Annotated in this window: 21 protein-coding genes; 18 read left to right on the top strand and 3 right to left on the bottom strand. The window is 32.4% G+C overall.

The window, feature by feature from the left end:
* The first annotated feature begins 65 nt into the window (after window positions 1–65).
* The 9 genes from ACVC5O_RS13465 to ACVC5O_RS13505 all read left to right on the top strand — a co-directional run bounded on the left by ACVC5O_RS13465 (window position 66) and on the right by ACVC5O_RS13505 (window position 12,234).
* Window positions 66–1,181, top strand: coding sequence for an N-acetylmuramoyl-L-alanine amidase family protein (locus ACVC5O_RS13465; RefSeq protein ID WP_452222006.1), 1,116 nt, complete (start codon window positions 66–68; stop codon window positions 1,179–1,181).
* Between the two features lie 53 nt (window positions 1,182–1,234).
* Entirely contained in the window at window positions 1,235–2,197 is a 963-nt protein-coding gene (locus ACVC5O_RS13470; RefSeq protein WP_452222007.1) for an MlaD family protein, read from the top strand.
* Window positions 2,198–2,217: 20 nt separating this feature from the next.
* On the top strand, window positions 2,218–3,531 hold the full coding sequence (locus ACVC5O_RS13475) for a 4Fe-4S dicluster domain-containing protein (RefSeq protein ID WP_452222008.1): 1,314 nt from the start codon (window positions 2,218–2,220) through the stop codon (window positions 3,529–3,531).
* A 190-nt stretch (window positions 3,532–3,721) separates the two neighbouring features.
* The gene (locus ACVC5O_RS13480) at window positions 3,722–4,513 is read left to right on the top strand and encodes a (Fe-S)-binding protein (protein ID WP_452222009.1); all 792 of its coding nucleotides are present in this window, start codon (window positions 3,722–3,724) and stop codon (window positions 4,511–4,513) included.
* A gap of 58 nt (window positions 4,514–4,571) precedes the next feature.
* A complete protein-coding gene (locus ACVC5O_RS13485) occupies window positions 4,572–5,054 on the top strand; it encodes an ABC transporter ATPase (protein ID WP_452222010.1) in 483 nt (160 codons plus the stop codon).
* 87 nt (window positions 5,055–5,141) lie between these two features.
* On the top strand, window positions 5,142–6,365 hold the full coding sequence (serB, locus tag ACVC5O_RS13490) for a phosphoserine phosphatase SerB (protein WP_452222011.1): 1,224 nt from the start codon (window positions 5,142–5,144) through the stop codon (window positions 6,363–6,365).
* Window positions 6,366–6,490: 125 nt separating this feature from the next.
* Window positions 6,491–9,448 carry a glycoside hydrolase family 3 N-terminal domain-containing protein gene (locus tag ACVC5O_RS13495; RefSeq protein ID WP_452222012.1) on the top strand — a complete coding sequence of 986 codons (2,958 nt, stop codon included), beginning with the start codon at window positions 6,491–6,493 and terminating at the stop codon, window positions 9,446–9,448.
* Between the two features lie 28 nt (window positions 9,449–9,476).
* Window positions 9,477–10,613 (top strand): N-acetyl-alpha-D-glucosaminyl L-malate synthase BshA, encoded by a 1,137-nt coding sequence (bshA, locus tag ACVC5O_RS13500; protein ID WP_452222013.1) that lies wholly within the window; start codon window positions 9,477–9,479, stop codon window positions 10,611–10,613.
* A gap of 94 nt (window positions 10,614–10,707) precedes the next feature.
* Entirely contained in the window at window positions 10,708–12,234 is a 1,527-nt protein-coding gene (locus ACVC5O_RS13505) for a GH3 family acyl-acid amido synthetase (RefSeq protein ID WP_452222014.1), read from the top strand.
* On the opposite strand, the gene ACVC5O_RS13510 is transcribed toward ACVC5O_RS13505, so the two are convergent.
* Window positions 12,231–12,794 (bottom strand): hypothetical protein, encoded by a 564-nt coding sequence (locus ACVC5O_RS13510; RefSeq protein ID WP_452222015.1) that lies wholly within the window; start codon window positions 12,792–12,794, stop codon window positions 12,231–12,233. The genes ACVC5O_RS13505 and ACVC5O_RS13510 overlap by 4 nt on opposite strands.
* 198 nt (window positions 12,795–12,992) lie before the next feature.
* Here ACVC5O_RS13510 and ACVC5O_RS13515 point away from each other — a divergent pair, with 198 nt between their 5' ends.
* Entirely contained in the window at window positions 12,993–14,255 is a 1,263-nt protein-coding gene (locus tag ACVC5O_RS13515) for a putative DNA modification/repair radical SAM protein (protein ID WP_452222016.1), read from the top strand.
* Window positions 14,255–15,028, top strand: a complete 774-nt coding sequence (locus tag ACVC5O_RS13520) for a TIGR03915 family putative DNA repair protein (RefSeq protein WP_452222017.1) — start codon at window positions 14,255–14,257, stop codon at window positions 15,026–15,028. Before ACVC5O_RS13515 ends, ACVC5O_RS13520 begins: the two co-directional genes overlap by 1 nt.
* Before the next feature lie 93 nt (window positions 15,029–15,121).
* Here ACVC5O_RS13520 and ACVC5O_RS13525 read toward each other — a convergent pair whose 3' ends face one another.
* The gene (locus tag ACVC5O_RS13525; protein ID WP_452222018.1) at window positions 15,122–15,616 is read right to left on the bottom strand and encodes a hypothetical protein; all 495 of its coding nucleotides are present in this window, start codon (window positions 15,614–15,616) and stop codon (window positions 15,122–15,124) included.
* A 101-nt stretch (window positions 15,617–15,717) separates the two neighbouring features.
* Between ACVC5O_RS13525 and ACVC5O_RS13530 the strand changes: the two genes are divergently transcribed.
* Window positions 15,718–18,651 carry an FAD-binding and (Fe-S)-binding domain-containing protein gene (locus tag ACVC5O_RS13530; RefSeq protein ID WP_452222019.1) on the top strand — a complete coding sequence of 978 codons (2,934 nt, stop codon included), beginning with the start codon at window positions 15,718–15,720 and terminating at the stop codon, window positions 18,649–18,651.
* Between the two features lie 52 nt (window positions 18,652–18,703).
* Here ACVC5O_RS13530 and ACVC5O_RS13535 read toward each other — a convergent pair whose 3' ends face one another.
* A complete protein-coding gene (locus ACVC5O_RS13535; RefSeq protein ID WP_452222020.1) occupies window positions 18,704–19,567 on the bottom strand; it encodes a hypothetical protein in 864 nt (287 codons plus the stop codon).
* Between the two features lie 124 nt (window positions 19,568–19,691).
* Between ACVC5O_RS13535 and aroC the strand changes: the two genes are divergently transcribed.
* The 6 genes from aroC to ACVC5O_RS13565 are packed head-to-tail and all read left to right on the top strand — an operon-like array spanning window position 19,692 to window position 26,533.
* Complete coding sequence (gene aroC, locus ACVC5O_RS13540) at window positions 19,692–20,750, top strand: chorismate synthase (protein WP_452222021.1); 1,059 nt, start codon at window positions 19,692–19,694, stop codon at window positions 20,748–20,750.
* A 58-nt stretch (window positions 20,751–20,808) separates the two neighbouring features.
* Window positions 20,809–22,254, top strand: coding sequence for a dicarboxylate/amino acid:cation symporter (locus ACVC5O_RS13545; protein WP_452222022.1), 1,446 nt, complete (start codon window positions 20,809–20,811; stop codon window positions 22,252–22,254).
* Between the two features lie 60 nt (window positions 22,255–22,314).
* On the top strand, window positions 22,315–23,352 hold the full coding sequence (gshB, locus tag ACVC5O_RS13550; RefSeq protein ID WP_452222023.1) for a glutathione synthase: 1,038 nt from the start codon (window positions 22,315–22,317) through the stop codon (window positions 23,350–23,352).
* Window positions 23,353–23,362: 10 nt separating this feature from the next.
* Window positions 23,363–24,532, top strand: a complete 1,170-nt coding sequence (locus ACVC5O_RS13555; RefSeq protein ID WP_452222024.1) for a sulfurtransferase — start codon at window positions 23,363–23,365, stop codon at window positions 24,530–24,532.
* Complete coding sequence (locus ACVC5O_RS13560) at window positions 24,532–25,374, top strand: N-formylglutamate amidohydrolase (protein WP_452222025.1); 843 nt, start codon at window positions 24,532–24,534, stop codon at window positions 25,372–25,374. The genes ACVC5O_RS13555 and ACVC5O_RS13560 overlap by 1 nt, the downstream gene beginning before the upstream one ends.
* The gene (locus ACVC5O_RS13565; RefSeq protein WP_452222026.1) at window positions 25,364–26,533 is read left to right on the top strand and encodes a flavohemoglobin expression-modulating QEGLA motif protein; all 1,170 of its coding nucleotides are present in this window, start codon (window positions 25,364–25,366) and stop codon (window positions 26,531–26,533) included. The genes ACVC5O_RS13560 and ACVC5O_RS13565 overlap by 11 nt, the downstream gene beginning before the upstream one ends.
* The last annotated feature ends 206 nt before the right edge of the window (window positions 26,534–26,739 follow it).

Below are 26,739 nucleotides of genomic sequence, written 5' to 3' on the forward strand. Positions count from 1 at the left end.
TAATTTAGTATTCACAAATTTTTAAAAAACATAATATTTAAACCTAAAATCGGTTATCCTTTTATATGCAAACGCAAAGACTTACATATTTCTTATCTTTTATAATAGTATTAACAGCTTCGTTGCTATTTAATACCATCAATGCTCAAAGCACAAATCAATTTGTAGTAGTTTTGGATGCAGGACATGGAGGACACGATTCCGGAAATGTTGGAAATGGCTATAAAGAAAGTGATATAGCTTTAAAAATCACTTTAGAAGTAGGCAAAGCTTTAGAAAAAAACAAAGACATTAAAGTGATTTATACGCGTAAAAAAGATGAATTTTTAAAGCTACGCGAGCGTGCTGCAATTGCCAATAAAGCAGATGCAGACTTGTTTATATCTATACATTGTAATGCACACCACTCCCAAGCTTATGGAACAGAAACATTTGTTTTAGGAGTCGCAAATACACAACGAAACTTTGATATAGCTAAAAAAGAAAATGAAGTAATTTTATTAGAGGAAGACTACGAAAAACATTATGAAGGTTTTGATCCTGATGCGCCAGAATCGCTTATTGGTTTAACGTTGCAACAAGAAGATTATGTAGATCAAAGTATAACACTTGCTGGTATTGTTGAAACTTATTTTGTTAAAAAATCTAAACGAAAAAGTAGAGGTGTTAAACAAGCTAGTTTATGGGTTTTGCATAATACATATATGCCTAGCGTACTTATAGAAGTTGGTTTTTTAACTAATAAAAAGGAAGGTGCATATTTAAATACTTCTAATGGTCGTTCTAAAATGGCAACCTCAATAATTAAAGCTATAGAAGATTATAAAAAAGCACTAGACCAAAACGTAGGCGATATTGGCTATATCGTAGAAGATGATGAGGTTATAGACGAGTCGCTTCCTAAAGACATAATTAACAATACTGTTTTTAAAGTTCAAATAGCAGCAAGCTCCAAAAAATTAGAGCCAAAATCTTATAATTTTAAAGGTCTCAAAGACATTTCTAGAGAAAAAGAAGGCGATTTATATAAGTATTTTTATGGGTACACATCAGATTACAACCTAATTAAAAAACTTCAAGAAAAAGCTAAAAAAAGAGGATATAAAACAAGTTTTATTGCTGCTTACAGAGATGGAGTACGTATTCCTTTAGACCAAGCTTTAAAATCTAGTGCTAATTAGATAGATTCTTTTTAAATTTATTTCTAATTTTGTTATAATTAAATACACCCAATTTGAAACTATCTAGAGAAGTAAAAACAGCCACACTTGTTATATTAGGAATCATATTTTTTGTTTTTGGATTTAATTATCTTAAAGGAAAAAACCTTTTAGACACTACAAAAACCTTATATGCTGAGTATGATAATGTAGAAGGTTTAACACCATCAACTCCTGTAACCATTAATGGACTTAACGTTGGTAAAATTTTAAGAATAAATTTTAAAGATGATAATTCTGGTAAATTAGTTGTTACAATGACTGTAAATACAGACTTTGAGTTCTCTAAACAAAGTAAGGCTCAAATTTACGAAAACGGTCTAATAGGAGGTAAAGCTATTGCTATAATCCCTGTTTATGATAGCAATAATATTGCAGAATCTGGCGATTTTTTAATACCAGAAAAAAAACCAGGCTTGTCAGAGTTAGTAAACCAACGCTTAACACCATTACAAGAAAAAATAGAAAAAATGATGGTAAGTGCAGACTCATTATTAGTTAATTTTAATAGTATATTCGACGAGGAAGCCAAAAATAACCTTAAAGGAAGTATTGCCAGTTTAAATACAACAATGAGTAACTTTAAATCTTCATCCATTAGTTTAAATGCTATATTAAAAGAAAACCAATCCAAACTAAGTACAACACTTACTAATTTCGAAAATGTTTCTGGTAATATGGATACGTTTACAAAGGATTTAGCAGAAGCAGACGTAAAAAAAACTATAGAAGAGTTACAAGGCACCTTAACAAAGTTTGATAATGTAATGGCAAGTATAGAAAATGGAGAAGGATCAATAGGTAAATTATTAAAAGACGAAGGATTATATAATAATTTAGAAGGCGCTTCTAAACAAATGGAAGAATTACTTCAAGACATGAAACTTAATCCAAAACGTTATGTGCATTTTTCATTATTCGGAAAAAAACCAAAACGTTACGATGCAGAAGGCAACGAAATTAAAGACAAAGACTAAAACTACACAACAGCCACACCATGAATTACTTACCAAATATACTTTTTGCAATAGCTCTAGTTATAGGCTTTGGCTATTTTGCTAAAAATGTAAAAAAACTTATTCGTAATATAAAACTAGGACAAAATGTAGATGTTAGTGATAATAAATCACAACGTTGGAAAAACATGGTAATGATTGCCTTAGGACAAACCAAAATGGTTCGACGTCCAATTTCAGGCATATTACACGTTATTGTATATGTAGGTTTTGTAATAATTAATATCGAAGTTTTAGAAATAATTATCGATGGACTATTCGGTACACATCGTATTGGTTTACAAATACTTCCAGTTTCAGTATATGGTTTTTTAATTGGCGCTTTCGAGATTCTAGCAGCACTAGTTTTTATAGCTGTGGTTATCTTTTGGTTACGTAGAAACGTAATTAAAATAAAGCGTTTTATGAAATCCGAAATGAAAGGTTGGCCAAAAACCGATGGAAATTTAATTCTATATTTCGAAATGGTTCTAATGGCATTGTTTCTAATAATGAATGCAACAGACACCTCTTTTCAAGCACTAAACTCAGGAAACATAATCAGTCAATACATCGCACCTTTATTTAATGGGTTTTCAGAAAGTACTTTGCATATTATTGAGCGTTCAGCTTGGTGGTTACACATTTTAGGAATTTTAGTATTCTTAAATTACTTGTACTTTTCTAAGCATTTACACATTTTATTAGCGTTTCCAAACACCTATTATGGTCGTGTAAATAATAAAGGAGAATTAAACAACTTAGAGTCTGTTACAAAAGAAGTTAAAATGATGATGGATCCAAACGCAGATCCATTTGCTGCAGCTCCAGAAGGTGCAGAGGACGACGTACCAGCAAAATTTGGTGCAAGTGATGTGCAAGATTTATCTTGGGTAAATCTATTAAGTGCATACACTTGTACAGAATGTGGACGCTGTACAAGCGAATGTCCAGCCAATCTAACAGGTAAAAAGTTATCTCCACGTAAAATTATGATGGACACCAGAGATCGTCTGGAGGAAGTAGGTAAAAATATAGACGCAAACAAAGGAGAGTTTAAAGACGATGGTAAGCAACTACTAGGCGATTACATTACAAACGAAGAAATTTGGGCCTGTACAAGCTGTAATGCATGCGTAGAGACTTGTCCTGTAAGTATCGATCCATTATCCATTATCATTGAGATGAGACGCTATTTAGTAATGGAAAAAAGTGATGCACCAATGGAATTAAACAATATGATGACAAATATTGAAAACAATGGAGCACCTTGGCCATACAACCAACAAGATAGATTAAACTGGAAAAACGAATAATATAATTTGGGCGTTACCACAAGGGTCGCGCTTTCGGCAGTCGCTCTCTGCGAGGAGCTTCAACAAATGCCTCAATCGCTAACGCAAACTTTTAGTAATAAAAGTGTCTCAATAACAAGAGCAAATGTTAGTATAAAAAATATAAGTTACACACGCTAAAGGTTAACAACCATTAGCAAAAGCTAAAATTATGAGCGAACAACTTAAAGTGCCAACAATGGCAGAGTTAATGGCAGAAGGTAAAGAACCAGACATCTTATTTTGGGTTGGTTCTGCTGGTAGTTATGATGATAGAGCAAAAAAAATAACAAAAGCCTTTGTAAAAATATTAAACAAAGCAGAAATTAATTTTGCAGTATTAGGAACCGAAGAAAGTGCCACAGGAGATTTGGCTAAAAGAGCAGGAAATGAATTTTTATTTCAAATGCAAGCCATGATGAATATTGAGGTTTTAAATATGTACAATGTAAAACGCATTGTAACTTGCGATCCTCACTCCTTTAACACGTTTAAAAACGAATATCCTAGTTTAGGCGGAAATTACGACGTTTTACACCATACACAATTTATAAAACAACTTATTGAATCTAAAAAAATAAGTATTACTTCAGATAGTTTTAAGGGAAAACGCATCACTTTTCACGATCCATGTTACCTTGGTAGAGCTAACTCAGAGTATGAAGCACCAAGAGATGTATTAGCAACATTAAACGCTACATTATTAGAAATGAAGCGTAATAAAAGAACAGCTTTATGTTGTGGAGCAGGAGGAGGACAAATGTTTAAAGAACCAGAAAAAGGAGATAAAGATGTTAACGAATTACGTACAGAAGACGCTTTAGAAACCAATCCAAATATCATTGCAACAGGTTGTCCGTATTGTATGACTATGATGTCTGATGGTGTAAAAGTTAAAGAAAAAGAAAACGAGATTAAAGTTATGGATATTGCAGAGCTTATAGCCAGTGCGCAAGGGCTGTAAATATTTCAATTGCTTCAAAATAATTATAAAATCGTAAATCAAAAATCGTAAATCGAAAATGCTAGTAAACTTTAATACATTACCAGAAGAATCTCGTGTTTGGATTTACCAAGCCAATCGTTCATTTACAGAACAAGAAATCGAAGAGATTTCAACTAAACTCAATACATTTTTAGAAAACTGGGCTGCTCACGGAAGTGATTTAAAAGCAGGCTTCGAAATTAAATACAAACGTTTTATTATAATCGCTTTAGACCAAGCAAAACAAGCAGCAACTGGTTGTTCTATAGATGCTTCAGTGAGTTTTATCCAACAATTAGAAAAAGATTATAATGTTGATTTAATGGACAAAATGAATGTGTCCTACAAACAAGGAGAGTACATAGCCTATAAAACGCTAACCGACTTCAGAAAAATGGCTAAAGACAAAGCAGTCTCTAAAAACACCATTGTATTTAATAATTTAGTGAACACTATCGCTGAGTATAATGAGAATTGGGAAGTGCCTGCAAGCGATAGCTGGCATAATAGATTTTTATAAACTTGTTTCTTTTCGAGTGGTTTTAAAGCACGAAAAAATGTATCAGGACTATTGTATATAACAAAACTTCAAAGGTGAAAGCGCATAATGGCTAACGACATATTTTTACTCAACATCTCTGGGCCAGACAAACCAGGTTTAACCTCTAGTTTAACTAATGTGTTATCGTCTTATGGTGCAAAAATACTAGATGTTGGTCAAGCAAACATACACGATACTTTATCGTTAGGTTTTCTGTTTGAAATCGAATCTGGCAATAATTCTGCAGCAGTACTTAAGGATTTACTATTTAAAGCTTACGAGCTTGGTGTAAAAGCAAAATTCACTCCAATATCCTTAGAAGATTATGAGAAATGGGTAACGCTTCAAGGTAAAGATCGCTATATAGTTACTGTTTTAGGCGAAAAGCTTTCCGCAGAACAAATCTCAAAAGTCACTGAAGTTATTTCAGAAAAAAACTTAAATATTGATGCTATAAAGCGTCTTACAGGGCGTACGTCTTTAGTTAAAAAAGAAGAATATCCTAGAGCATCCATACAATTATCCATTAGAGGAAAAATAGAAAATAAAGCAGAATTAACAGAGAAATTCATGCAAATTTCTAGAGATCTAGATGTTGATATTGCCTTCCAAGAAGATAATATTTACAGACGTAATAGGCGATTAGTCTGTTTCGATATGGATTCTACACTTATTCAAGCAGAAGTCATCGATAAACTCGCAGAAATTGCTGGTGTTGGAGACGAGGTAAAAGCCATTACAGAGTCTGCTATGCAAGGTGAAATCGACTTTAACGAGAGTTTTAAAAAACGTATGCTACTTCTAAAAGGGTTAAGTCAAGAGGTGTTGCACGATGTTGCAGTTAATTTACCAATTACAAAAGGAGCAAAACGTTTAATAGATACTTTAAAAACCTATGGGTTTAAAACTGCAATTCTTTCTGGTGGTTTTACTTATTTTGGTCATTATTTACAAAAAGAATTAGGCATAGATTATGTTTATGCTAACCAATTAGAAATTAAGGATGGTTTGTTAACTGGTGGTTATCTTGGCGATATAGTGGATGGTAATAAAAAAGCAGAATACTTAAAGGATATCGCCAAACAAGAAGGTATTAACATTAGCCAAACCATTGCTGTTGGTGATGGTGCAAACGATTTGCCAATGCTTAATTTAGCTGGCTTAGGGATTGCTTTTCATGCCAAACCTAAAGTAAAAAATAATGCGCAAAGCTCAATTTCTAGTATTGGCTTAGATGGTGTTTTATATCTATTAGGCTATCACGATAGGCATATTGATTTAATAGATTAAAATTGTTTACAAACTTCTTTATAAATCTATCTTAAAGTATTTAAATAATACTTCTAAATACACTAATTTGGCATAGTTTTTAGTTATTATAAACTATACTAAAACTCTCATAATTATAAATTTCTATGCGTTATATATTTTCCCTCATTTCTTTCTTATTATTTACTGTAACATCTGTTGCTCAAAACACTTCTAATCCATTGTTATCTAGCGATGTAGAACAGCAGCAGCAATGGGTAGATAGTCTGTATTCTAATTTAACAATAAAAGAGAAAATTGGACAATTGTTTATGGTTCAGGTATTTTCTAGCCAGACTCAAAAAGAAAAAAACGCTGTGGTTAAACTAATAAAAGAACAACACATAGGAGGTATTATATACTCTAAAGGTGGACCAGTAAGGCAGGCAAAACTAAATAACGAACTACAAGCAGCTTCTAAAACACCATTATTGGTTGGTATGGATGCAGAATGGGGTTTAAGTATGCGTTTAGACTCTACGTATGCATTCCCTTGGAATATGACGCTTGGTGCCATAAAAAATAATCAGTTAATTGAAGAAACAGGAAAGCAGTTAGGAGAACATTGTAAACGTTTAGGTGTACATTTTAATTTTGCTCCAGTGGTAGATATTAATACAAACCCAAAAAATCCAATTATAGGTAATCGCTCTTTTGGAGAAGATAGAGATAACGTAACAGAGAAGTCTTTAGCATTTATGAAAGGAATGCAAAGTGCTGGTGTACTAGCTAATGCAAAGCATTTTCCTGGTCATGGAGATACTGAGGCAGACTCACATAAAACGTTGCCAACTGTTTCATTTAGTGAAAAACGAATAGATTCTATAGAGTTATATCCTTATAGAAAATTAATAAAAGAAGGCTTATCGAGTGTTATGGTAGCGCATTTAAATGTACCAAGTTTAGAAGCTCGAAATGGATTTCCTTCGTCACTATCAAAGCAAATTGTTACCAATATTCTAAAAGAAAAATTAGAGTTTAAAGGGCTTATTTTTACAGACGCCTTAACGATGAAAGGCGCAGCAGATTTTGTAGAGCCAACCATTGATGGCACCAAAAAAAATAAGATGATTACTGGTGGCGAAATAGATTTAATGGCATTTTTAGCAGGTAACGATGTGATGCTTATGTCCGAAAACGTACCAAAAGCAGTAGCAAAATTTGAAGACGCTTATAAAAATGGTGTGATTACTGAAGAGCGTTTAGCACATTCGGTTAAAAAAATATTACAAGCCAAATACAAAGTAGGCTTAAATAACTATAAGCCTATTGGAACTCAGTTTTTAATTGAAGACTTAAACAGACTAAAAGACGATATTTTATACGAGAAACTATTAGAACAAGCCATTACTGTTGTTAAAAATAAAAATGAAATTTTACCACTTCGTGAGTTAGAACGTAAATCTATAGCGTATGTTAAATTTGGTGACGATAGCGGAAGTAACTATTTAAACGAATTAAAAAAATACACAAGAGTAACAGAAGTTAAAGCCAATGATTTAGAAGGTTTGCTTAAAAAACTAGAACACTACAACACAGTAATTATAGGTTTTCATCGCTCCAATGCTAGTCCTTGGAAAGGCTATGAGTTTTCAGATAAAGAACTCGTTTGGTTATATGAGTTAGCGCGTAAAAAGGAGGTTGTACTAGATATTTTTGTTAAGCCTTATGCACTAAACGCTATTAAAACTTTCGAAAATTTTGAGGCTGTTGTTGTTAGTTATCAAAACAGCAAAATAGCGCAAGAAAAATCTGCTCAACTCATTTTTGGAGCATTGCCAGCAAAAGGAAGTTTACCAGTTTCAATAACCGATCAATTTAAAGTTGGCGATGGTATTATTTACAACAATATTCAACGATTAGGTTATACAGTGCCTGAACGTGTTGGAATGTCTTCAGAAAAACTAAAGAAAATAGACTCTATTGCTAATCATGCTGTAAATGCAAATATGACTCCTGGAATACAGTTATTAATTGCTCGTAAAGGGAAAGTGATTTATAACAAAAACTTTGGGAAACATACTTATAAAGGTTCCGAACGCGTAAAATCTGAAGATATTTACGACATCGCTTCGTTAACAAAAATTGTAGCTACATTGCCATTATTAATGGAGTTAGAAGAAAAAGGAGTGGTCAATTTAGAGACTAAACTTTCTGAAATTCTTCCGGAGTACAAAACATCAAATAAAAAGAATGTAACCCTTAAAAAAATGTTATCGCATTATGCACAATTAAAACCTTGGGTACCTTTTTATTATGCCACTTTAGATTCTGTTACAAAAAAACCTCACTCAAAGTATTATAAAACGTCACCTTCAGGGAAATTTACTGTAAAAGTAGCCAACCAATTATATATGCGAAGCGACTACAAAGACTCTATTCAAGGTATAATAAAGGATAGTGAATTACTGTCTAGACTACGCTATCGTTACAGCGATTTACCTTATTATATATTAAAACAATACATTGAAAGTTACTATAAAAAAGGGCTAGATGAGTTAGTACAAGAGCATTTTTATAGATCGTTAGGTGCAAATAACACCACTTATAATCCAAAACAAGTTGTAAGTAACAGGAATATTATTCCGACTGAAATAGACGACTATTATCGTTATCAAGAAATAAAAGGCTACGTGCATGATATGGGAGCAGCAATGCAAGATGGTGTTGGAGGACATGCAGGTGTGTTTAGTAATGCAAACGACATGGCAAAAATTATGCAACTATACCTTCAAAAAGGCTACTATGGAGGAAAACGCTATTTTAAAACAGAAACTATAGATAAATTTAACACCTGTTATTTCTGCGATAAAAATAATAGACGAGGAATAGGTTTTGATAAACCTCAATTAGGAGATTCAGGACCAACATGTGGCTGTGTTTCTATGACCAGTTTTGGACATTCTGGCTTTACAGGCACTTACGCTTGGGCAGATCCTGAGGAGGAAATTGTGTATATTTTTTTAGCAAATAGAACATATCCTAAAGCAGGGAAAAACGTGTTATTAAGAGAAAATATTAGAACTAATATCCAAGAAGCTATCTACGAAGCGATTGTAGATTAAGCTTATTTTGAGATTTAAAACATAAAAAATGAAAATAGGTATTGTATGTTATCCAACATTTGGAGGAAGTGGAGTAGTAGCAACAGAACTAGGTTTAGAGCTTTCAAAACGTGGTCACGAAATCCATTTTATAACCTACAATCAACCCGTTCGTTTAGAGCTCTTAGGTAGTAATTTACACTTTCATGAGGTAAACGTACCAGAATACCCACTATTTCATTACCAACCATACGAACTAGCATTATCTAGTAAATTAGTAGATATGGTAAAGCTTCATAAAATTGAAGTATTGCATGTTCACTACGCAATTCCACATGCTTATGCAGCCTATATGGCTCAAAAAATGTTGCGAGAAGATAATATTTATATTCCAATTGTTACCACACTTCATGGAACAGATATTACATTAGTTGGAAGTCACCCTTTTTATAAACCAGCTGTTACGTTTAGTATCAATAAATCGGATGCTGTAACTGCGGTTTCTCAAAGCTTAAAAGAAGATACGTTACGCTTATTCGATATTAAAAATGATATTAATGTAGTCACTAATTTTATAGACCTTAATAAATTTAATCATGGTTTTACAGACTGTCAAAGAGCAATGATGGCAACTGAAGATGAAAAAATCTTAACACACATTAGTAACTTTAGACCTGTAAAACGAATAGAAGATGTTATTAAAATTTTCTATAATGTCCAAAAAGAAATGCCTGCCAAACTAATGATGGTTGGAGAAGGACCTGAAAAAGAACCAGCAGAACGCCTTTGCGAAAAATTAGGCATAGCAGATAAGGTTGTGTTTTTTGGAAACAGTAATGAGATAGATCGCATTCTCTGTTTTTCAGATTTGTTTTTATTACCAAGTGAAACAGAAAGTTTTGGATTATCTGCTTTAGAAGCAATGGCTTCAGGAGTACCTGTAATTTCAAGTAATACTGGAGGAATTCCAGAAGTTAATAAAGAAGGGTTTTCAGGATTTTTAAGTGAAGTTGGCGATGTTAAAAGTATGAGTGAAAATGCCATTCATATTTTAAGCGATGCGTCTCGATTAAACAAATTTAAAAGCAATGCAAAATTAGAAGCTGCTCGTTTTGATATCCACAGCATTGTACCACAATATGAAAAAATATACGAGGATACACTAAAAAAATGTCTCATATTATAATTTCTGAAATTTAAAGAGCAATTACACTAAATCAAATCTTAAATGAGTTAAAGTAGCTTCTTTTAAAAGTTGATATTTGTAAAAAATACAACTTATGGCTATTCTAGGAACTATTATCAAAGGGTTTATTCAATTAAAAGATACACTATCTCCGGAAGTTAATCATATAGAAGCACAAGAAAAAGTGCTTAAAGAACTTTTAGAAAAAGCAAAAGATACGGAGTTTGGTAAACACTTTAACTTTAAAGAAATTCTTAATTCTGATACTACTTTAGAAGCATTTGCTCAAAACATTCCTTATTTCGATTATAATAAAATTAATGAAGAATGGTGGCACCAACTTCACGAGGGAAAAGAAAATGTAACTTGGCCAGGAAATCCCTCTTATTTTGCAGTAAGCTCAGGCACTACTGGAAAAACAAGTAAGCGTATTCCTGTTACAGATGCTATGATTGAAGCCATTAGGCAAGCAGGTATAAAACAAGTGTTTGCACTTAAAAACTTCGATTTACCTGCAGATTTTTTTGAAAAAGAAATCATGATGCTTGGTAGTTCTACAGATTTAGATAAAAAAGAAGACCATTTAGAAGGAGAAATTAGTGGTATTACAGCAAGTAATATTCCTCCTTGGTTTAGAGGCTATTACAAACCAGGAGAAGCTATTGCTAAGATTGACGATTGGGACGATAGAGTGCAACGCATAGCAGAAAGAGCTAACGATTGGGATATTGGAGCATTAAGTGGTATCCCATCTTGGATCGAATTGATGCTTCAAAAAGTAATCGATTATCACAATTTAGAAACCATCCACGACATTTGGCCAAATCTACAGGTCTATACCTCTGGTGGTGTAGCTTTTGGACCTTACGAGAAAAGTTTTAATGCGCTAATGGGTAAACCCGTTACTGTAATTGATACCTATTTAGCGTCCGAAGGCTATATAGCCACACAGGTTAGACCAGAAACCGATGCCATGCAACTCAATACAGATAATGGTATTTATTTTGAGTTTGTCCCTTTTAAACCAGAATACATAAATAAAGAAGGCGCTTTAGTAGAAAATGCTCCATCTGTAACTTTAAAAGACGTTGAATTAAACCAAGATTACGTTTTAATAATTAGTACTGTTAGTGGAGCTTGGCGTTATTTAATTGGAGATACTATTGAATTTACCAATGTTGAACGTGCCGAAATAAAAATTACAGGTCGTACCAAATTCTTTCTAAATACTGTGGGTTCTCAACTTTCAGTTAATAAAATGGATGCTGCAATGCGAGATTTAGAAGAAGCGTTTTCGACTAAAATTCCAGAATACACCATTTGCGCAAAAAGGGCAGAGGATGGTGAATTTTACCACTGTTGGTACTTAGGATCGGAACTTAAAAATTTTGATGAAAATAAAATTGCTGAAGCTTTAGATGCTTCGCTAAAAAACGCTAACAAAAATTATAAAGTCGCTAGAAGTAAGGCGCTTAAAGGTGTTAAAGTTAAAATTGTTTCACCTGAAATTTTTTATGATTGGAATGCTAAAAACAAGAAAAAAGGCGGACAAGTAAAAATGGAACGCGTAATGAATGAAGATAAATTTAAAGAATGGGAAGCATTTGTTGCACAACATTAATTAAAAACCGCTTTGGCATCACGTTGTTTAACGAGCTCCATAATTTCTTCTGGAGATAAATAATATTTTTTTATTCTATCCTTATACGTTGGTGTTATTTCTGCATGATTTAAAATAAAATCTTTAGTTTTTAATATATAATCTTCCATACCACTCGCCACTGCAAAGGAGTCTGCAGCACGTTCAGCTTTCACTATATGATTTTCAGAAAACAGATATTTTAGTCCAAACCAAATTAAATTAAAATTACCACGATTTTGATAATCCATAATATGGCCTAATTCATGTCCAATCCAGCCAATAAGTATATCTGTTGGAATGTGCTTAGTTAAAAATTCTTTATCCGAAATCTTAAAGGTTTCACTAATTAATATAATATATCTTCGGTTTTTTTTGCTTCTAAAAAAGCTACCAAATGTAGGTCTGGCTTGCATTGTAGATTTTTTAATATTCTTTTTAAACTTAATTTTTATTCTAGTGTTTTCTAATTCAGGATAAAAGGATAATGCTGTTTTAGCTTCATTAATTATAGAATTAGGTATGGTGTGTTGTGCGTTCATGCAAATAGTAAAAATTATGAATATTAGTAGTAGTGATTTCAGTCTCATACAATGATAAAACATAGTATAATCAATATCTCAAACATATTATAGTAATTAAGTAAAAGTTTAACATTTAATGTCTTTTCTAAGCTTTTAATTTAGTGAAAATTATAGTAAATTTACAGTTCACTATTTATATCAAGGAGGAATTTTTTATTGTCGTTTCAAAGAACTCAAGAGAAACTAAAAATACTAGCAGATGCTGCAAAGTATGATGTTTCTTGCTCTTCAAGTGGGAGCAAAAGAGCTAATACCAACAAAGGTCTTGGCGATGCAACAGGAATGGGTATTTGCCATTCCTACACCGAAGATGGTCGTTGTGTTTCACTACTAAAAATATTACTAACAAATTATTGCATTTTTGATTGCGCGTATTGTGTGACCAGAAAAAGTAACGACATTAAACGCGCTGCTTTTAAAGTCCAAGAAGTTGTAGATTTAACCATAAATTTTTACAGAAGAAATTATATCGAAGGCTTATTTCTAAGTTCTGGTATATTTAAGTCTGCCGATTATACCATGGAGCGTTTAGTTGCAGTGGCAAAAAAACTACGTCTCGAAGAAAATTTTAATGGTTACATCCATTTAAAATCCATACCTGGAGCTTCAGATGAGTTGATGCGAGAAGCAGGATTGTATGCAGACAGATTAAGCGTTAATATTGAAATTCCTACAGAATCTGGTTTAAAACTTTTGGCTCCAGAAAAAAATAGAGCCGATTTTATAAAACCTATGGTTAAGGTTAAAAATGAAATCATTCAATATAAAGCAGAGAAAAAAGTAATTAAAAGCACACCAAAATTTGCGCCTGCAGGACAAAGCACACAAATGATAATTGGGGCAAGTGGTGAGAGTGACTTTGAAATAATGAAAACATCTAATCATTTTTATAAAGCGTACAATCTAAAACGTGTGTACTATTCTGGCTATGTGCCAATTAGCTATGACGACCGATTGCCTAAAATAGGAAGCGATGTGCCTATGCTTAGAGAAAATAGACTTTATCAAACCGATTGGCTTATGCGTTTTTATGGGTTTACTTTCGATGAAATATTAAATCCTGTACAACAACATTTAGATTTAGATATTGACCCAAAACTAGGATGGGCTTTAAGACATCTCAATGAATTTCCTGTAGATATTAATACAGCAGATAAGCGAATGTTAGCCAGAATACCTGGTTTAGGAATGAAATCGGTTTACAAAATTTTAAATGCAAGACGCTTTAGGCGTTTAAATTGGGAACATCTTAAAAAAATAGGTGTTTCACTCAATAGAGCGCAATATTTTATAATATGCGATTCTAATCAGTTTGAACGTCGCGATTTAACAGCCACAAAAATTAAATCCTTAATTCTTCAAAATTCGACTAGTAAATATAGAAAATCGTTGAGCAACCAACTAAATCTTTTTAGCTAATGGAAGCTAAAAACCTTATCTACGATGGTACTTTCGATGGGTTTTTAACTTGTGTTTTTAACGCTTACGATTATAAGTTAAATGTGCTCTCAATCCAAAAAGCCACTAAAGCGCAACACCAACTATTTGCAGTGGTAGAAACTATTATAACCAATAAACAGAAAGCAGATCGTGTTTGGCATGGCATTAAATCAAAAGTATCTCCAGCAGCAATACATACCATTTATTATGCATTTTTAAGCGAAAAACCAACTATCGAAAATACACTTTACGATTATATTAAATATGTACTAAAAAACGAAAAACTAGCCAATAAAGACTATTCGCATCCATCGGTTTTAAAAATTTCTCAAATCGCTAAAATGGTTGGTAGAGAAAAGCATCGTATGGAAGCCTTTGTTAGATTTAAATTAACAAAAGACGATATTTATTTTGCAAACATAGAACCCGATTTTGATGTTTTACCTTTAATTGCAAAGCATTTTAAAAGAAGATATGCAGACCAAAAATGGATAATTTACGATTTAAAGCGACAGTATGGTTTGTTCTATGATTTAAAAACTTTACAAATTGTAGCATTGGAATTACCAAAAGGTTTTGATGCGACTAAAACAGATCATACTATTTTTTCTGAAGAAGAATATGATTTCCAACAACTATGGCAAGATTATTTTAAAAGTACAAATATCGAGTCTCGTAAAAACATGAAACTTCACATTCGGCATGTTCCAAAGCGCTATTGGAAATATTTAAGCGAAAAGCAACCTGATTAATTAAACGTTGTTTTGCTTCTTTTAAATTATAGCATAAAAAAACCATTTCAGATTTAATCTAAAATGGTTTCACTAAAATATATTATAAGGTATTTAAAATCTATATCTAACACCTAAAGCAATGTCAAAATCTAAATCATCATTACCATAAACACCATCTCCAAAACCAATTTCTGGTCTAAAATCTAAAGAGAGTTGTAAAGGAATGTCAAAATTATACTCTACACCAATGTCTCCTGCTGCAAACACAAAGGTTTCGCTATCATCAATACCATTAGGCACATTATCAAAACTATAAGAGGCAACTCCACCACCAGCACCAACGTACCAGTTAAAATCGCCATCTAAAACCCAAACCCACTGGTATAAACCTGCTAGCTTAAAACCATCATAATTGTTACCAGTTCTAATTCCTAAATCTAGTTCCAAACGGTTATTGTCTCCTAAGCCTCTTTGGTAAGACACTTCTGCTCCAAAGCCATCATTATCTCCAAATCGTAAACCAATTGCGTTCTCAGAAATTGATTGTGCACTCATCATTGCTGTAGCTCCTAAAAATGCTACAAATACTAAGATTACTTTTTTCATAAATTTAAGTTTTAAATTAATAGTCAAAATTAAAGATTAAAGTTTTTTTAAGAGTAATTTTATGTTAAAATTAACTCTTTTTATACTAATTTTAAGCTCAGATGAAAACCACAGATTTTTCTTTAACTAACGAGCTTAAACTCTTAAGTAAAACGCTTTTAGGCGAATTATATTATGATAGCTTAATGCGTTCAATCTACGCTACAGATGCTTCAGTATATAGAAAACTGCCTTTAGCTGTGGCTTTGCCAAAAACTAAAGCAGACTTAAAACAGCTAATCCATTTTGCAAATAAACATAGTATTGGCCTTATTCCAAGAGCAGCAGGAACATCCTTAGCAGGACAATGTATTGGAAATGGTATTATAGTAGATAGTTCTAAATATTTCACAAAAATTATAAGTGTAGATACAATTAATAAAACAGTTACGCTTCAACCAGGAGTTGTTAGAGACGAATTAAATAATTATTTAGAACCATTTGGTTTGTTTTTTGGACCAAACACATCAACATCAAATAGATGTATGATAGGAGGCATGGTTGGCAACAACTCCTCTGGCACAACATCAATACAATATGGTGTTACAAGAGATAAAGTGTTAGAACTTCATACTATTTTAAGCGATGGCAGCGAAGCTGTTTTTAATGAAATTAGTAAAGAAGAATTCTTCAGAAAAACAAAACAAAAGGATTTAGAAGGTGAAATTTATACAACTATTTATAATTGTTTACAATCTGAAGGAGTCCAAAATGAAATTATTTCAGAATTTCCAAAACAAGAAATCCATAGAAGAAACACAGGTTATGCTATTGATGCTTTAATACAAACACAACCTTTTGTAGCATCTAACAACGGGTTTAATATGTGTAATTTACTAAGCGGAAGCGAAGGCACTCTAGCGTTTACAACTCAAATCACATTAAAATTAGATGTGTTACCACCAAAAGAAAGCATAATGGTTGTAGCTCATTTTAGCACAATTAGTTCTTGTTTAGATGCTGTTACCATAGCAATGAAAAATGATTTGCATACTTGCGAAATGCTAGATAAAACCATATTAGATTTAACAAAACACAATAAAACTCAAAACGAAAACAGACAATTTATAAAAGCGGATCCTGAGGCAATTTTAATGTGTGAGATTAAAGCAAATACAATAACTGAAGCAAAACAGAACACTGAAAATTTGGTTAATATGCTATCGCGTTCACAATTAAGTTATGCAAATGTTATTCTGCAAGGCGAACACATAACTAAAGCTATGGAGCTTCGTAAAGCTGGCTTAGGTTTATTAGGCAATTTAATTGGTGATAAAAAATCGGTTGCTTGTATTGAAGATACTGCTGTAGACTTAAACGACTTGTCAAGTTATATTGCAGAGTTTAGTACATTAATGGCAACTTACAATCAAAAAGCTGTCTATTACGCACATGCTGGAGCAGGAGAATTGCATTTACGACCAGTATTAAATTTAAAGAAAAAAGAAGATGTTGTTTTATTCAGGAAAATAACTACTGATGTTGCAAAACTAGTTAAAAAATACAAAGGGTCATTTAGTGGAGAACATGGAGATGGTATAGTGAGAGCAGAGTTTATACCATTAATGATTGGCGAAAATAATTACACTATTTTAAAACAAATAAAGTCGGTTTTTGATCCTAAAAACACGTTTAATCCTGGTAAAATTGTTAATGCCTTACCAATGGATAGTAATTTGCGCTATCAGCCAGATCGTGTAGAACCTGAAATTAAAACACTTTTAGATTTTTCTGCGTCTAAAGGCATATTACGAGAAGCCGAAAAATGTAATGGCTCTGGAGATTGTAGAAAACTACCAGAGTTTGGTGGTACAATGTGTCCTAGTTATAGAGCCACACGTAATGAGAAAGATACAACCAGAGCAAGAGCAAATGCATTGCGCGAGTTTTTAACACATTCTAATAAAGACAATAAATTTAATCATAGCGAATTAAAAGAGGTGTTTAGCCTTTGTTTAAGCTGTAAAGCTTGTGCTAGCGAATGTCCAAGTAGTGTAGATGTGGCAACATTAAAAGCCGAATTTGAGTATCAATACCAAAAGGCTAATGGTTTTAAATTAAAAGATCGTTTTTTTGCTAACTCTACTACCTATAACAAATTAGCATCTAAAGTACCTAAATTCTCAAACTTTTTATTTCAAAATAAGTGGATTTCTAGAGTCATAAAAAACAGCATAAGTGTACATGCTAAACGTAGTTTACCAATAATTACTAAACCATTCAATTTAAAAACTAGTAAATTAAGTACAGAAACTTCAAAAGAACCTTATGTTAAAACGGTCTCACTTTTTATAGATGAATTTACAAATCATCTAGAGTCTGACATTGCTTATGATGCTAAATATTTACTTGAAATTTTAGGGTATAAAGTTCATGTAATCAATAATTTAGAAAGCGGAAGAAGTTATTTGTCTAAAGGGTTTTTAGAAGAAGCAAAAGCGATTGCAAATAAAAATATTTCGGTTTTAAAAGATAGGATTTCAGAAGATAACGTGCTTGTTGGTATTGAGCCATCAGCACTATTAACCTTTAAAGACGAATATTTAAAATTAGCAAACGATAGCACTTCAGCAAAACATATTGCTACGCATACCTATTTAATTGAAGAATTTATAAGTAATGAAATTGCCATTGGAAATATTACAGCTAATCAATTTACACAAGAAGCACAAACCATTAAATTTCATGGACATTGCCACCAAAAGGCTTTAAGTAATCAAATCCATAGTTTTAACGTGCTTAATTTACCAACAAACTATAAAGTAACCATAATACCTAGTGGCTGTTGTGGTATGGCAGGAAGTTTTGGGTACGAAAAAGGCAACTATGAAATCAGTATGCAAATTGGTAATCAGACCTTGTTTCCTGCGGTGAAAAAAGCACCAATACAAACTATAATTGCCGCAAACGGAACAAGTTGTAGGCACCAAATAAAAGATGGCACACAACGCATAGCGAAGCATCCAATTAGTATTTTAAAAAATGCTTTAAAATAAAAAACGGCATACATGATTAAATGTATGCCGTTTTTTATAAAAGCAATTGTTGTTATTCCACCACGTAACTATCTAATTCCTGTATATTGGTAACAGAGGCTGAAGTTGGAAAAGGAATAGTTGCTCCAACACCTTCCATAAACGCCAAGAAAGCAGGCGATAGTTGAAATCCTTGTACTGCATCTGCTTTAATTAATCCAATATCTCTAGCAAAATAGTAGTCTGTAGCCAATACATTTTGAGTATCTAATAAACTAATAGTTTGCGAAATACCTAATACAGAAACAGTAATCGAAATGTCCATTTCTAAAGTTAGTTTAGATTTTATAACATCGTCGTAAACTGTTCCATCAACAGTTAAAGCGTTTAAATTGCCTAACTTAGTTGTTTTAAAGGTGTAATTTATTATTAATGGTACTGAAGTTCCATTAAGGTCTAAAGTTTCAGAAAAGGTATCAGACAAACTGCTTAAATCTGAGTTCACTCCAGCATTTAAATCGTAAAGTAAAATAGTATTTAAAGTAATATCTTGGTCAATAAAATCTACTAATTCTTCAGGTAATTCTAAAGCGCCATTATAAAGTAATGTAGTATCTGTACTTGTTAAAACACCATTTACTAAAATTGCATTCATACTGCCATTTGCTGGCGAAGTGCCATTGTTAGCCTGCAACTCAAAACTATTATCCGTTTCAGAACTTACAGTAATTACATCTGTTTCAGAAAAATTATTATCAGTATTATTTTCATCTGTACTTTCCACATTATATATCCATAAATCGTTTAAAGCAGAAGGAAAATATATTCCTGTAGCCGATTCTTGTGGTGGTTGTGGAGTTGTACCATCATCATCACTTCCGCAAGCAAAACAAGTTAATGCCAAAAATGAAAGACAAATATTTGTAAAAATTTTCATATTTTATATTTTTTTTCAAATCTAATAAAATTATAAAGAATAACTAAAGATGAATTTTCATTTCTCTATTATAAAATATACATTAGCGTACAATTATATTTTTTAAAACAATTAGCATTAGTTTATGGCAGGAAATTCCTTCGGAAAATTATTTAATTTAACCACTTTTGGTGAGTCTCATGGTGTTGCTATTGGAGGCATAATAGAGGGTTGTCCTCCAGGTTTAGTTGTTGATTTTGAAGCCATTCAAAATGAAATGGACAGACGAAAACCAGGACAATCTAAAATAGTAACGCAGCGTAAAGAGCCAGATACTGTACAATTTTTTTCTGGTATTTTTGAAGGCAAAACCACAGGAACTCCTATTGGATTTACTATTGCCAACGCTAATCAAAAATCTAAGGACTATTCTCACATTAAAGACAGTTACAGACCAAGCCATGCCGATTATACTTACGATCAAAAATATGGTCACAGAGATTATAGAGGAGGAGGCAGAAGCTCTGCAAGGGAAACAGCTTGTAGAGTAGTAGCAGGAGCATTGGCTAAACAGGTATTAAAAGAGGTTAAGATTAATGCATTTACATCTTCGGTTGGAGATATATTTATTGACAAGCCATATCAAGACCTCGATTTTTCAAAAACAGAAAGTAATATTGTGCGTTGTCCAGATACTGCTTCCGCAGAAAAAATGATTACTAAAATACAAGACATAAAAAAACAAGGCGATACTATAGGAGGCACCATAACATGCGTGCTGCAAAATGTACCAATTGGCTTAGGCGAGCCTGTTTTCGATAAACTACATGCCGAACTTGGTAAAGCCATGCTAAGTATTAATGCTGTAAAAGGCTTTGAGTATGGAAGCGGGTTTTGCGGTGCAAAAATGAAAGGTAGTGAGCATAACGATTTGTTTAACGCAGACGGAACTACTAAAACCAACCTTTCTGGTGGCATACAAGGTGGAATAAGTAACGGAATGGATATTTATTTTCGTGTTGCTTTTAAACCTGTTGCAACCATTATGCAAAAACAGCAAACGATAACTAATGAAGGCGAAATAGTAGAAATGCAAGGTAAAGGACGTCACGATCCTTGTGTGGTTCCTAGAGCTGTACCTATTGTAGAAGCAATGGCTGCTTTAGTTTTAGCCGATTTTTATTTATTAAATAAAATATATTAACAAATTTCCTTTAACCAGAAAACATAAATAAAGACTCTCGCTTTCTCGAGAAATAGATATGAAAAAACTAGCATTACATTGGAAGATTATTATAGGAATGGTACTTGGTATTATTTGGGCTTTATTGTCCAGCTCAATGGGTTGGAGCGAGTTTACCATTAATTGGATTGATCCTTTTGGTAAAATCTTCATCAACTTATTAAAACTTATAGCAGTACCACTAGTTTTGTTTTCTATTATTTCTGGTGTGGCAAATATTGGAGACCCTTCTAGCTTAGGACGAATGGGTGGAAAAACATTGGGTATATATTTACTAACCACAATTCTGGCGATTTCATTTGGTTTATTATTGGTAAACACAATAAAACCTGGAAAATTAATTGATGAAGAAAGCCGAATTGATAATAGAATAAGCTACGAAATTTGGGCAGATTCACAAGGCTATGAGATAAAGGATGGTCAGAATTTTTTAAAAGACCCAAAGTATTTAGAACGTGCTCAAAAAATTTCAGAATTAAACAAAAGCGAATTAAAAGCGATTTCTGTTTCAGATAAGTTAGAAAATGCTAAAAAGCGTAAAGAAACAACACCACTACAACCGTTAATAGATATTGTACCAGATAATTTTTTCTATTCATTATCTAATAATGGCTTAATGCTTCAAATTATCTTTTTTGCAGTATTTTTTGGAGTTTGTTTACTCTTTATAGCTTCAGATAAAGCACAACCCGTTTTAAAACTTGTAGATGGTATTAACGAGGTGTTTCTTAAAATGGTAGATATTGTAATGCAAGCTGCTCCATTTTTTGTTTTTGCTTTACTAGCTGGAGTTGTAAGTAAAATGGCAGGAGATGATATAGGTAAAGTTGTTGAGATTTTTAAAGGCTTAAGTTGGTACTCGTTAACAGTACTTATTGGATTATTAGCTATGATTTTTGTTATTTATCCTTTAATACTAAAAGCGTTTGTTAAAAAAATACCGTATTCAGGGTTTTTTAAATCTATTGGTCCTGCACAAACTTTAGCATTTTCGACCTCTAGTAGTGCTGCAACATTACCTGTAACTATGGAGTGTGTGGAACAAAACTTAGGCGTAAATAAAAAAATTACCAGTTTTGTGTTGCCTATTGGAGCCACTGTAAATATGGATGGAACCAGTTTATACCAAGCTGTTGCTGTTATATTTTTAGCACAAATGCACATGATAGATTTAACCATTGCACAACAATTAACTGTTGTTTTAACAGCTACATTAGCCTCAATTGGTAGTGCTGCAGTACCAAGCGCAGGATTAGTAATGTTAATTATTGTATTGGATTCGGTTGGACTAAATCCTGCTTGGATAGCCATAATTTTTCCTGTAGATAGAATTTTAGATATGTTTAGAACAGTAGTTAATGTTACAGGAGACGCAACAGTTTGCTCAATTATTGCAGATGGTGAAAATATGCTTGATTACAAAAACCAAAACAATCCAACAGAAACCTTTGATTTAGATTCCTAAAAAATTTTACTAACTGCAATTAAATCTTTAACTTTAATTCATTAACCAAAATAAATTATTATGAATGTTTGCTTTATAATGTATCCTTGGAAAGATATAGATGCTGAAAATGATACCAGTTTAGCCTTAATGAAAGAATGTGCTAAAAGAGGCCATGGTGTTGCCATGTGTACTCCTGCAAATCTTACCATTAGAGATAGTGTTACCAATGCGTTTTGTACAGTTATTGGTAAAATGGAAAAGGTTCCTGCATCGTTAAAAGCGTTTTATAATAAAGCAGAAATAAGAGAAGAGATGTTGCCACTAGCTGGTTTTGATGCTATATTTTTTAGAGCAAACCCTCCTTTAGATCCTATAATGCTTAATTTTTTAGATTCGGTTAAAGACGATGTGTTTATTATTAATTCGCTTCAAGGCATGCGAGAAGCCAACAATAAGCTTTATACAGCAGCATTTGGTGATGCACATAGTAATATTATACCAAATACGCATGTGTCTAAAAATAAAGACTATTTAGTGCAACAAATTAAAGAGTCTAAGTCCGATAAAATGATTATTAAACCACTAAATGGTTTTGGTGGCTCTGGAGTAATTCTTATAGAAAAATCTGCGATGAATAATATTAATTCGTTGTTAGATTTTTACATAAATAGTGGAGATGGTGTTTCTAACTATGTTATTCTTCAAGATTATATAGAAGGTGCAGATCAAGGCGATGTTCGAATTTTATTGCTTAATGGCGAACCTGTTGGTGCTATGAAGCGTATTCCAGGTTCAGAAGATCATAGATCAAACGTCTCTGCTGGTGGAAGTATTGCAAAACACACACTTACAAAAGCAGAAAAAGCGTTATGCAAACAAATTGGTCCTAAACTAGTAAAAGATGGACTGTATTTTGTTGGAATAGACGTTATTGGAGGTAAATTGGTTGAAGTAAACGTAATGTCTCCTGGCGGAATTACATACATGAATAAAGTATATAAAAATAAAACTAAAATTCAGGAAAAAGTAATTGACTTTTTAGAAAGTAAAGTTATAGATAAACTACAGGCTTTCGATAGACGCTCGCGTTTACGTAAAACGGTAGAAGAGGCTTAGTTATATTTAAATGAAAGATTTTAACGCTATAGTTTCAGCAAAATGGCTCTATAATAATTTGGGAAATGAGCAACTCATTATACTAGATGCTAGTATGCCAAAGGTTACCGAAACCGCTTCCGTTAAAACTAATGTACAGATTCCCAAGGCTCAATTTTTCGATATAAAACATACGTTTAGCGATACCAATGCTAGATTTCCAAACACTATTCCTTCTGCTGAACAATTTACTCTTGAAGCACAACAACTAGGTATAAACTCTAATAGTTATATTATTATTTACGACGATAAAGGAATGTACTCAAGTCCACGAGCATATTGGTTATTAAAAACGTTTGGTCATACACAAGTTTCGGTTTTAAATGGAGGTTTGCCAGAATGGATAGCACAAGGTTTTATAACTGAAACAAAGACAATTAGCACTAAACCTAAAATTAAAAAGGGAAATTTTAAGGCGAAACTAAATAATAATAAAATTACTTATTTTGAAGCTTTAGAAACACACTCACAACATAAGGATTACGTAATTATTGATGCTAGATCCAAAGCACGTTTTAATAGCGAAGTGCCAGAACCAAGAGTAGGTTTGCGAAACGGAACCATACCAAATTCTAAAAATTTACCTTTTGAAAGTGTTTTAAATAACGGAAAACTTAAATCTAAAGCTGAATTACAAGACATATTTAGTAAATTTGCTACAACAGGTAAACAGTTGATTTTTACCTGTGGATCAGGAATAACTGCTAGTATTTTAGACTTGGCAGCAACACTTGCAGATTATAAAAATACTGCTGTTTATGATGGTTCATGGACAGAATACGGAAGCTTAACAACACAAACAATGGAAACACCAAAAAATTGGACTAAACAAGAATTAGTTGCTTATATACTTTTATATATTGCTAATGCAGATTTGCATGAAACTAGTGAGGAAAAAGAGTTTATTTTATCTAAAGTAGATAGAGAAACTTATGCCGAAATTCACGAGGTTTTTGAAAAAGATAACGATTACCAATGCATCCAAAAGATAATTGAAGGAGTAAATACTCACGACTATTTTAGGGATGATTATGCCGAACTTTTTGCAGATATAAAATTATTACTTTATGCAGATGGTGAAGCAGATACAATGGAAGAAGCTACATTAATGTTTTTGCGTAAAATTTTAAAAGAACAATAATGCAAAAACTATCTATCCAACAAATAATTTCTAAGATAGATGCAGAAGAAACTTTTTATGCTGTATCTAGCGATTATTCTTTTACATTGAAAATTGATAGCTATGTGCATTATGTTTGTGGCGCAGTACACGATGGACATCAATTTAGAAAAGAGCTATGGGACAACTGCTTGCATACAGAATACGAACGTTGGTATGAGGAAGATCCAGAAACAAAACAAATGGTGCATTCGCATCCTATAGTTATTGCTGGTATGGACTCTCGTTTTGAGTACGACTTAAATCGTGATCCTGAAACTGCTATTTATACAGATGCTTGGGGAAAACAACTTTGGAAAACCCCTTTACCAACTGCACAAAAAGAAAAATCACTAGCTAAACACAACGCTTTTTACAAAGTGGTTAATGCTTTAATTGCTAAAATTGAAGAAAAATTTGGTGTGTGTATAGTTTACGACATGCATAGTTATAATTGGAAACGTTGGGATAGAGAAGTGCCTACTTGGAACTTAGGCACCAGTAACGTGGATCAAAAACGGTTTAAATCACATATTGAAAGTTGGAGCAAAAGCTTAGGAGAACTACAATTACCTAACGGAATACAATCAACTTCTAAAATAAACGACACTTTTAAAGGTAATGGGTATTTTTTAAAATTTATTACTAATAATTTTAAAAACACTTTAGTATTAGCAACCGAAATCGCCAAAGTCTATTGCGATGAATATGAGTACATTATGTATCCTGAAGTTGTAGCTGCTGTAGAGCAACAATTAAAACAACGTTTGATAAACCATGCAAACGATTTTTACAATACACATAAAAAGAAAGATGACAGATAGAATTACTGATAGAATTACTGAGCAGTTTCCAAATTTAATAGACATAGATTCCAATCTTAACCGTTTGGTAAAAAAAATAGAACTTTTAAATTACATAAATCCTTTAAATATAGAGAGCGAGAAGAAGCTATTTTTTTCTTCTAAATACAATTACGAGCCGCAATTTAAGTATCCTAAAATAAGATTTAATGGGTTTAAATTGCATAGATTATTTTTTTCACAACGTCTGGAACGTATTAAAGATGATGTGGTTAGAGAATTATACAAAGAGGTTATTTATGAATATTCTGGTTTAATTGAGTGTATTGAGACTATAAATACTGGACGTAAATTTTATTATAATAGTTTACGTAGTTTTGGAACACCTACAGAACGAGATATAGAAAACGCAAAGTTTATTTTACGTTTTGACGATCGTAATTTTGAAGAGGATATGCTTCCGTTATATACAGCAGATGAAGCTATTAGTTATTTCGAAGAGTTTTCTAAACGTTATGATTTTAAGTATAACATTAAAAAATCAACTAACATTTCGGCAGCTGCAATGGTATTGAATAATACACAAACGCTTCTGCTAAAAAAGAATCATAAGTTTAGTAAAAACCAATTACAAGTGCTTGCCAATCATGAAATTGGAGTACACATGGTGACTACATTTAATGGATTGGATCAACCTTTAAAATTATTTTCAAATGGTTTTCCAAATAACGTAGAAACACAAGAAGGTTTGGCTGTATATTCTGAGTATATGTCTGGTTGTTTAACTATTACGCGTTTAAAAGAATTGGCTTATCGTGTAATTGCATCAGATAGTTTGGCTAAAGGTTACGATTTTTCGGCTACTTTCGATTTGTTGTTTAATCAATACAAACTCAATAGAGATACTGCATACTCTATAACATTACGCGTGCATAGAGGAGGAGGTTTCACAAAAGACCACTTGTATTTAACAGGCTTAAAAAAGGTTTACGATTTTGCCAAAGCTGGCAATAATTTAAATCCGTTGCTTACAGGAAAAGTAACTTTAGAGTATTTAGATAAGATAGAGCACATGCAAAGTATTGGTATTGCTAAACAACCAAAGTATATTACAGATGCTTACATTAATAATGATAATACCAATAAGGATTTTGATTTTATATTAAGTAGCCTTAAATAAAAGACTCTCAAAACAAGAAGTCATCTATTTAAAGTTTTTAAATATTTAAAGCAGGTTAGACATTGTTGCTTTAAAATTTTATGTCGTTCCTAGCTTACTGAAGTTAGGCATAAAATAATGTCTTGTTTAAAGAGTCTATAAATTAATCAACCATCTATTTCTCTAAACTACCTTATTTATACGTTTAAATTAACTTGTTTTGAGTG

It is taken from the genome of Lacinutrix salivirga, assembly GCF_053604675.1.

Coding starts and splice junctions, on each gene's coding strand:
- ACVC5O_RS13465 (WP_452222006.1), top strand. CDS start 66: ATGCAAACGCAAAGACTTACATATTTCTTATCTTTTATAATAGTATTA.
- ACVC5O_RS13475 (WP_452222008.1), top strand. CDS start 2,218: ATGAATTACTTACCAAATATACTTTTTGCAATAGCTCTAGTTATAGGC.
- ACVC5O_RS13480 (WP_452222009.1), top strand. CDS start 3,722: ATGAGCGAACAACTTAAAGTGCCAACAATGGCAGAGTTAATGGCAGAA.
- ACVC5O_RS13485 (WP_452222010.1), top strand. CDS start 4,572: ATGCTAGTAAACTTTAATACATTACCAGAAGAATCTCGTGTTTGGATT.
- serB (WP_452222011.1), top strand. CDS start 5,142: ATGGCTAACGACATATTTTTACTCAACATCTCTGGGCCAGACAAACCA.
- ACVC5O_RS13495 (WP_452222012.1), top strand. CDS start 6,491: ATGCGTTATATATTTTCCCTCATTTCTTTCTTATTATTTACTGTAACA.
- bshA (WP_452222013.1), top strand. CDS start 9,477: ATGAAAATAGGTATTGTATGTTATCCAACATTTGGAGGAAGTGGAGTA.
- ACVC5O_RS13505 (WP_452222014.1), top strand. CDS start 10,708: ATGGCTATTCTAGGAACTATTATCAAAGGGTTTATTCAATTAAAAGAT.
- ACVC5O_RS13510 (WP_452222015.1), bottom strand. CDS start 12,794: ATGAACGCACAACACACCATACCTAATTCTATAATTAATGAAGCTAAA.
- ACVC5O_RS13520 (WP_452222017.1), top strand. CDS start 14,255: ATGGAAGCTAAAAACCTTATCTACGATGGTACTTTCGATGGGTTTTTA.
- ACVC5O_RS13525 (WP_452222018.1), bottom strand. CDS start 15,616: ATGAAAAAAGTAATCTTAGTATTTGTAGCATTTTTAGGAGCTACAGCA.
- ACVC5O_RS13530 (WP_452222019.1), top strand. CDS start 15,718: ATGAAAACCACAGATTTTTCTTTAACTAACGAGCTTAAACTCTTAAGT.
- ACVC5O_RS13535 (WP_452222020.1), bottom strand. CDS start 19,567: ATGAAAATTTTTACAAATATTTGTCTTTCATTTTTGGCATTAACTTGT.
- aroC (WP_452222021.1), top strand. CDS start 19,692: ATGGCAGGAAATTCCTTCGGAAAATTATTTAATTTAACCACTTTTGGT.
- ACVC5O_RS13545 (WP_452222022.1), top strand. CDS start 20,809: ATGAAAAAACTAGCATTACATTGGAAGATTATTATAGGAATGGTACTT.
- gshB (WP_452222023.1), top strand. CDS start 22,315: ATGAATGTTTGCTTTATAATGTATCCTTGGAAAGATATAGATGCTGAA.
- ACVC5O_RS13555 (WP_452222024.1), top strand. CDS start 23,363: ATGAAAGATTTTAACGCTATAGTTTCAGCAAAATGGCTCTATAATAAT.
- ACVC5O_RS13560 (WP_452222025.1), top strand. CDS start 24,532: ATGCAAAAACTATCTATCCAACAAATAATTTCTAAGATAGATGCAGAA.
- ACVC5O_RS13565 (WP_452222026.1), top strand. CDS start 25,364: ATGACAGATAGAATTACTGATAGAATTACTGAGCAGTTTCCAAATTTA.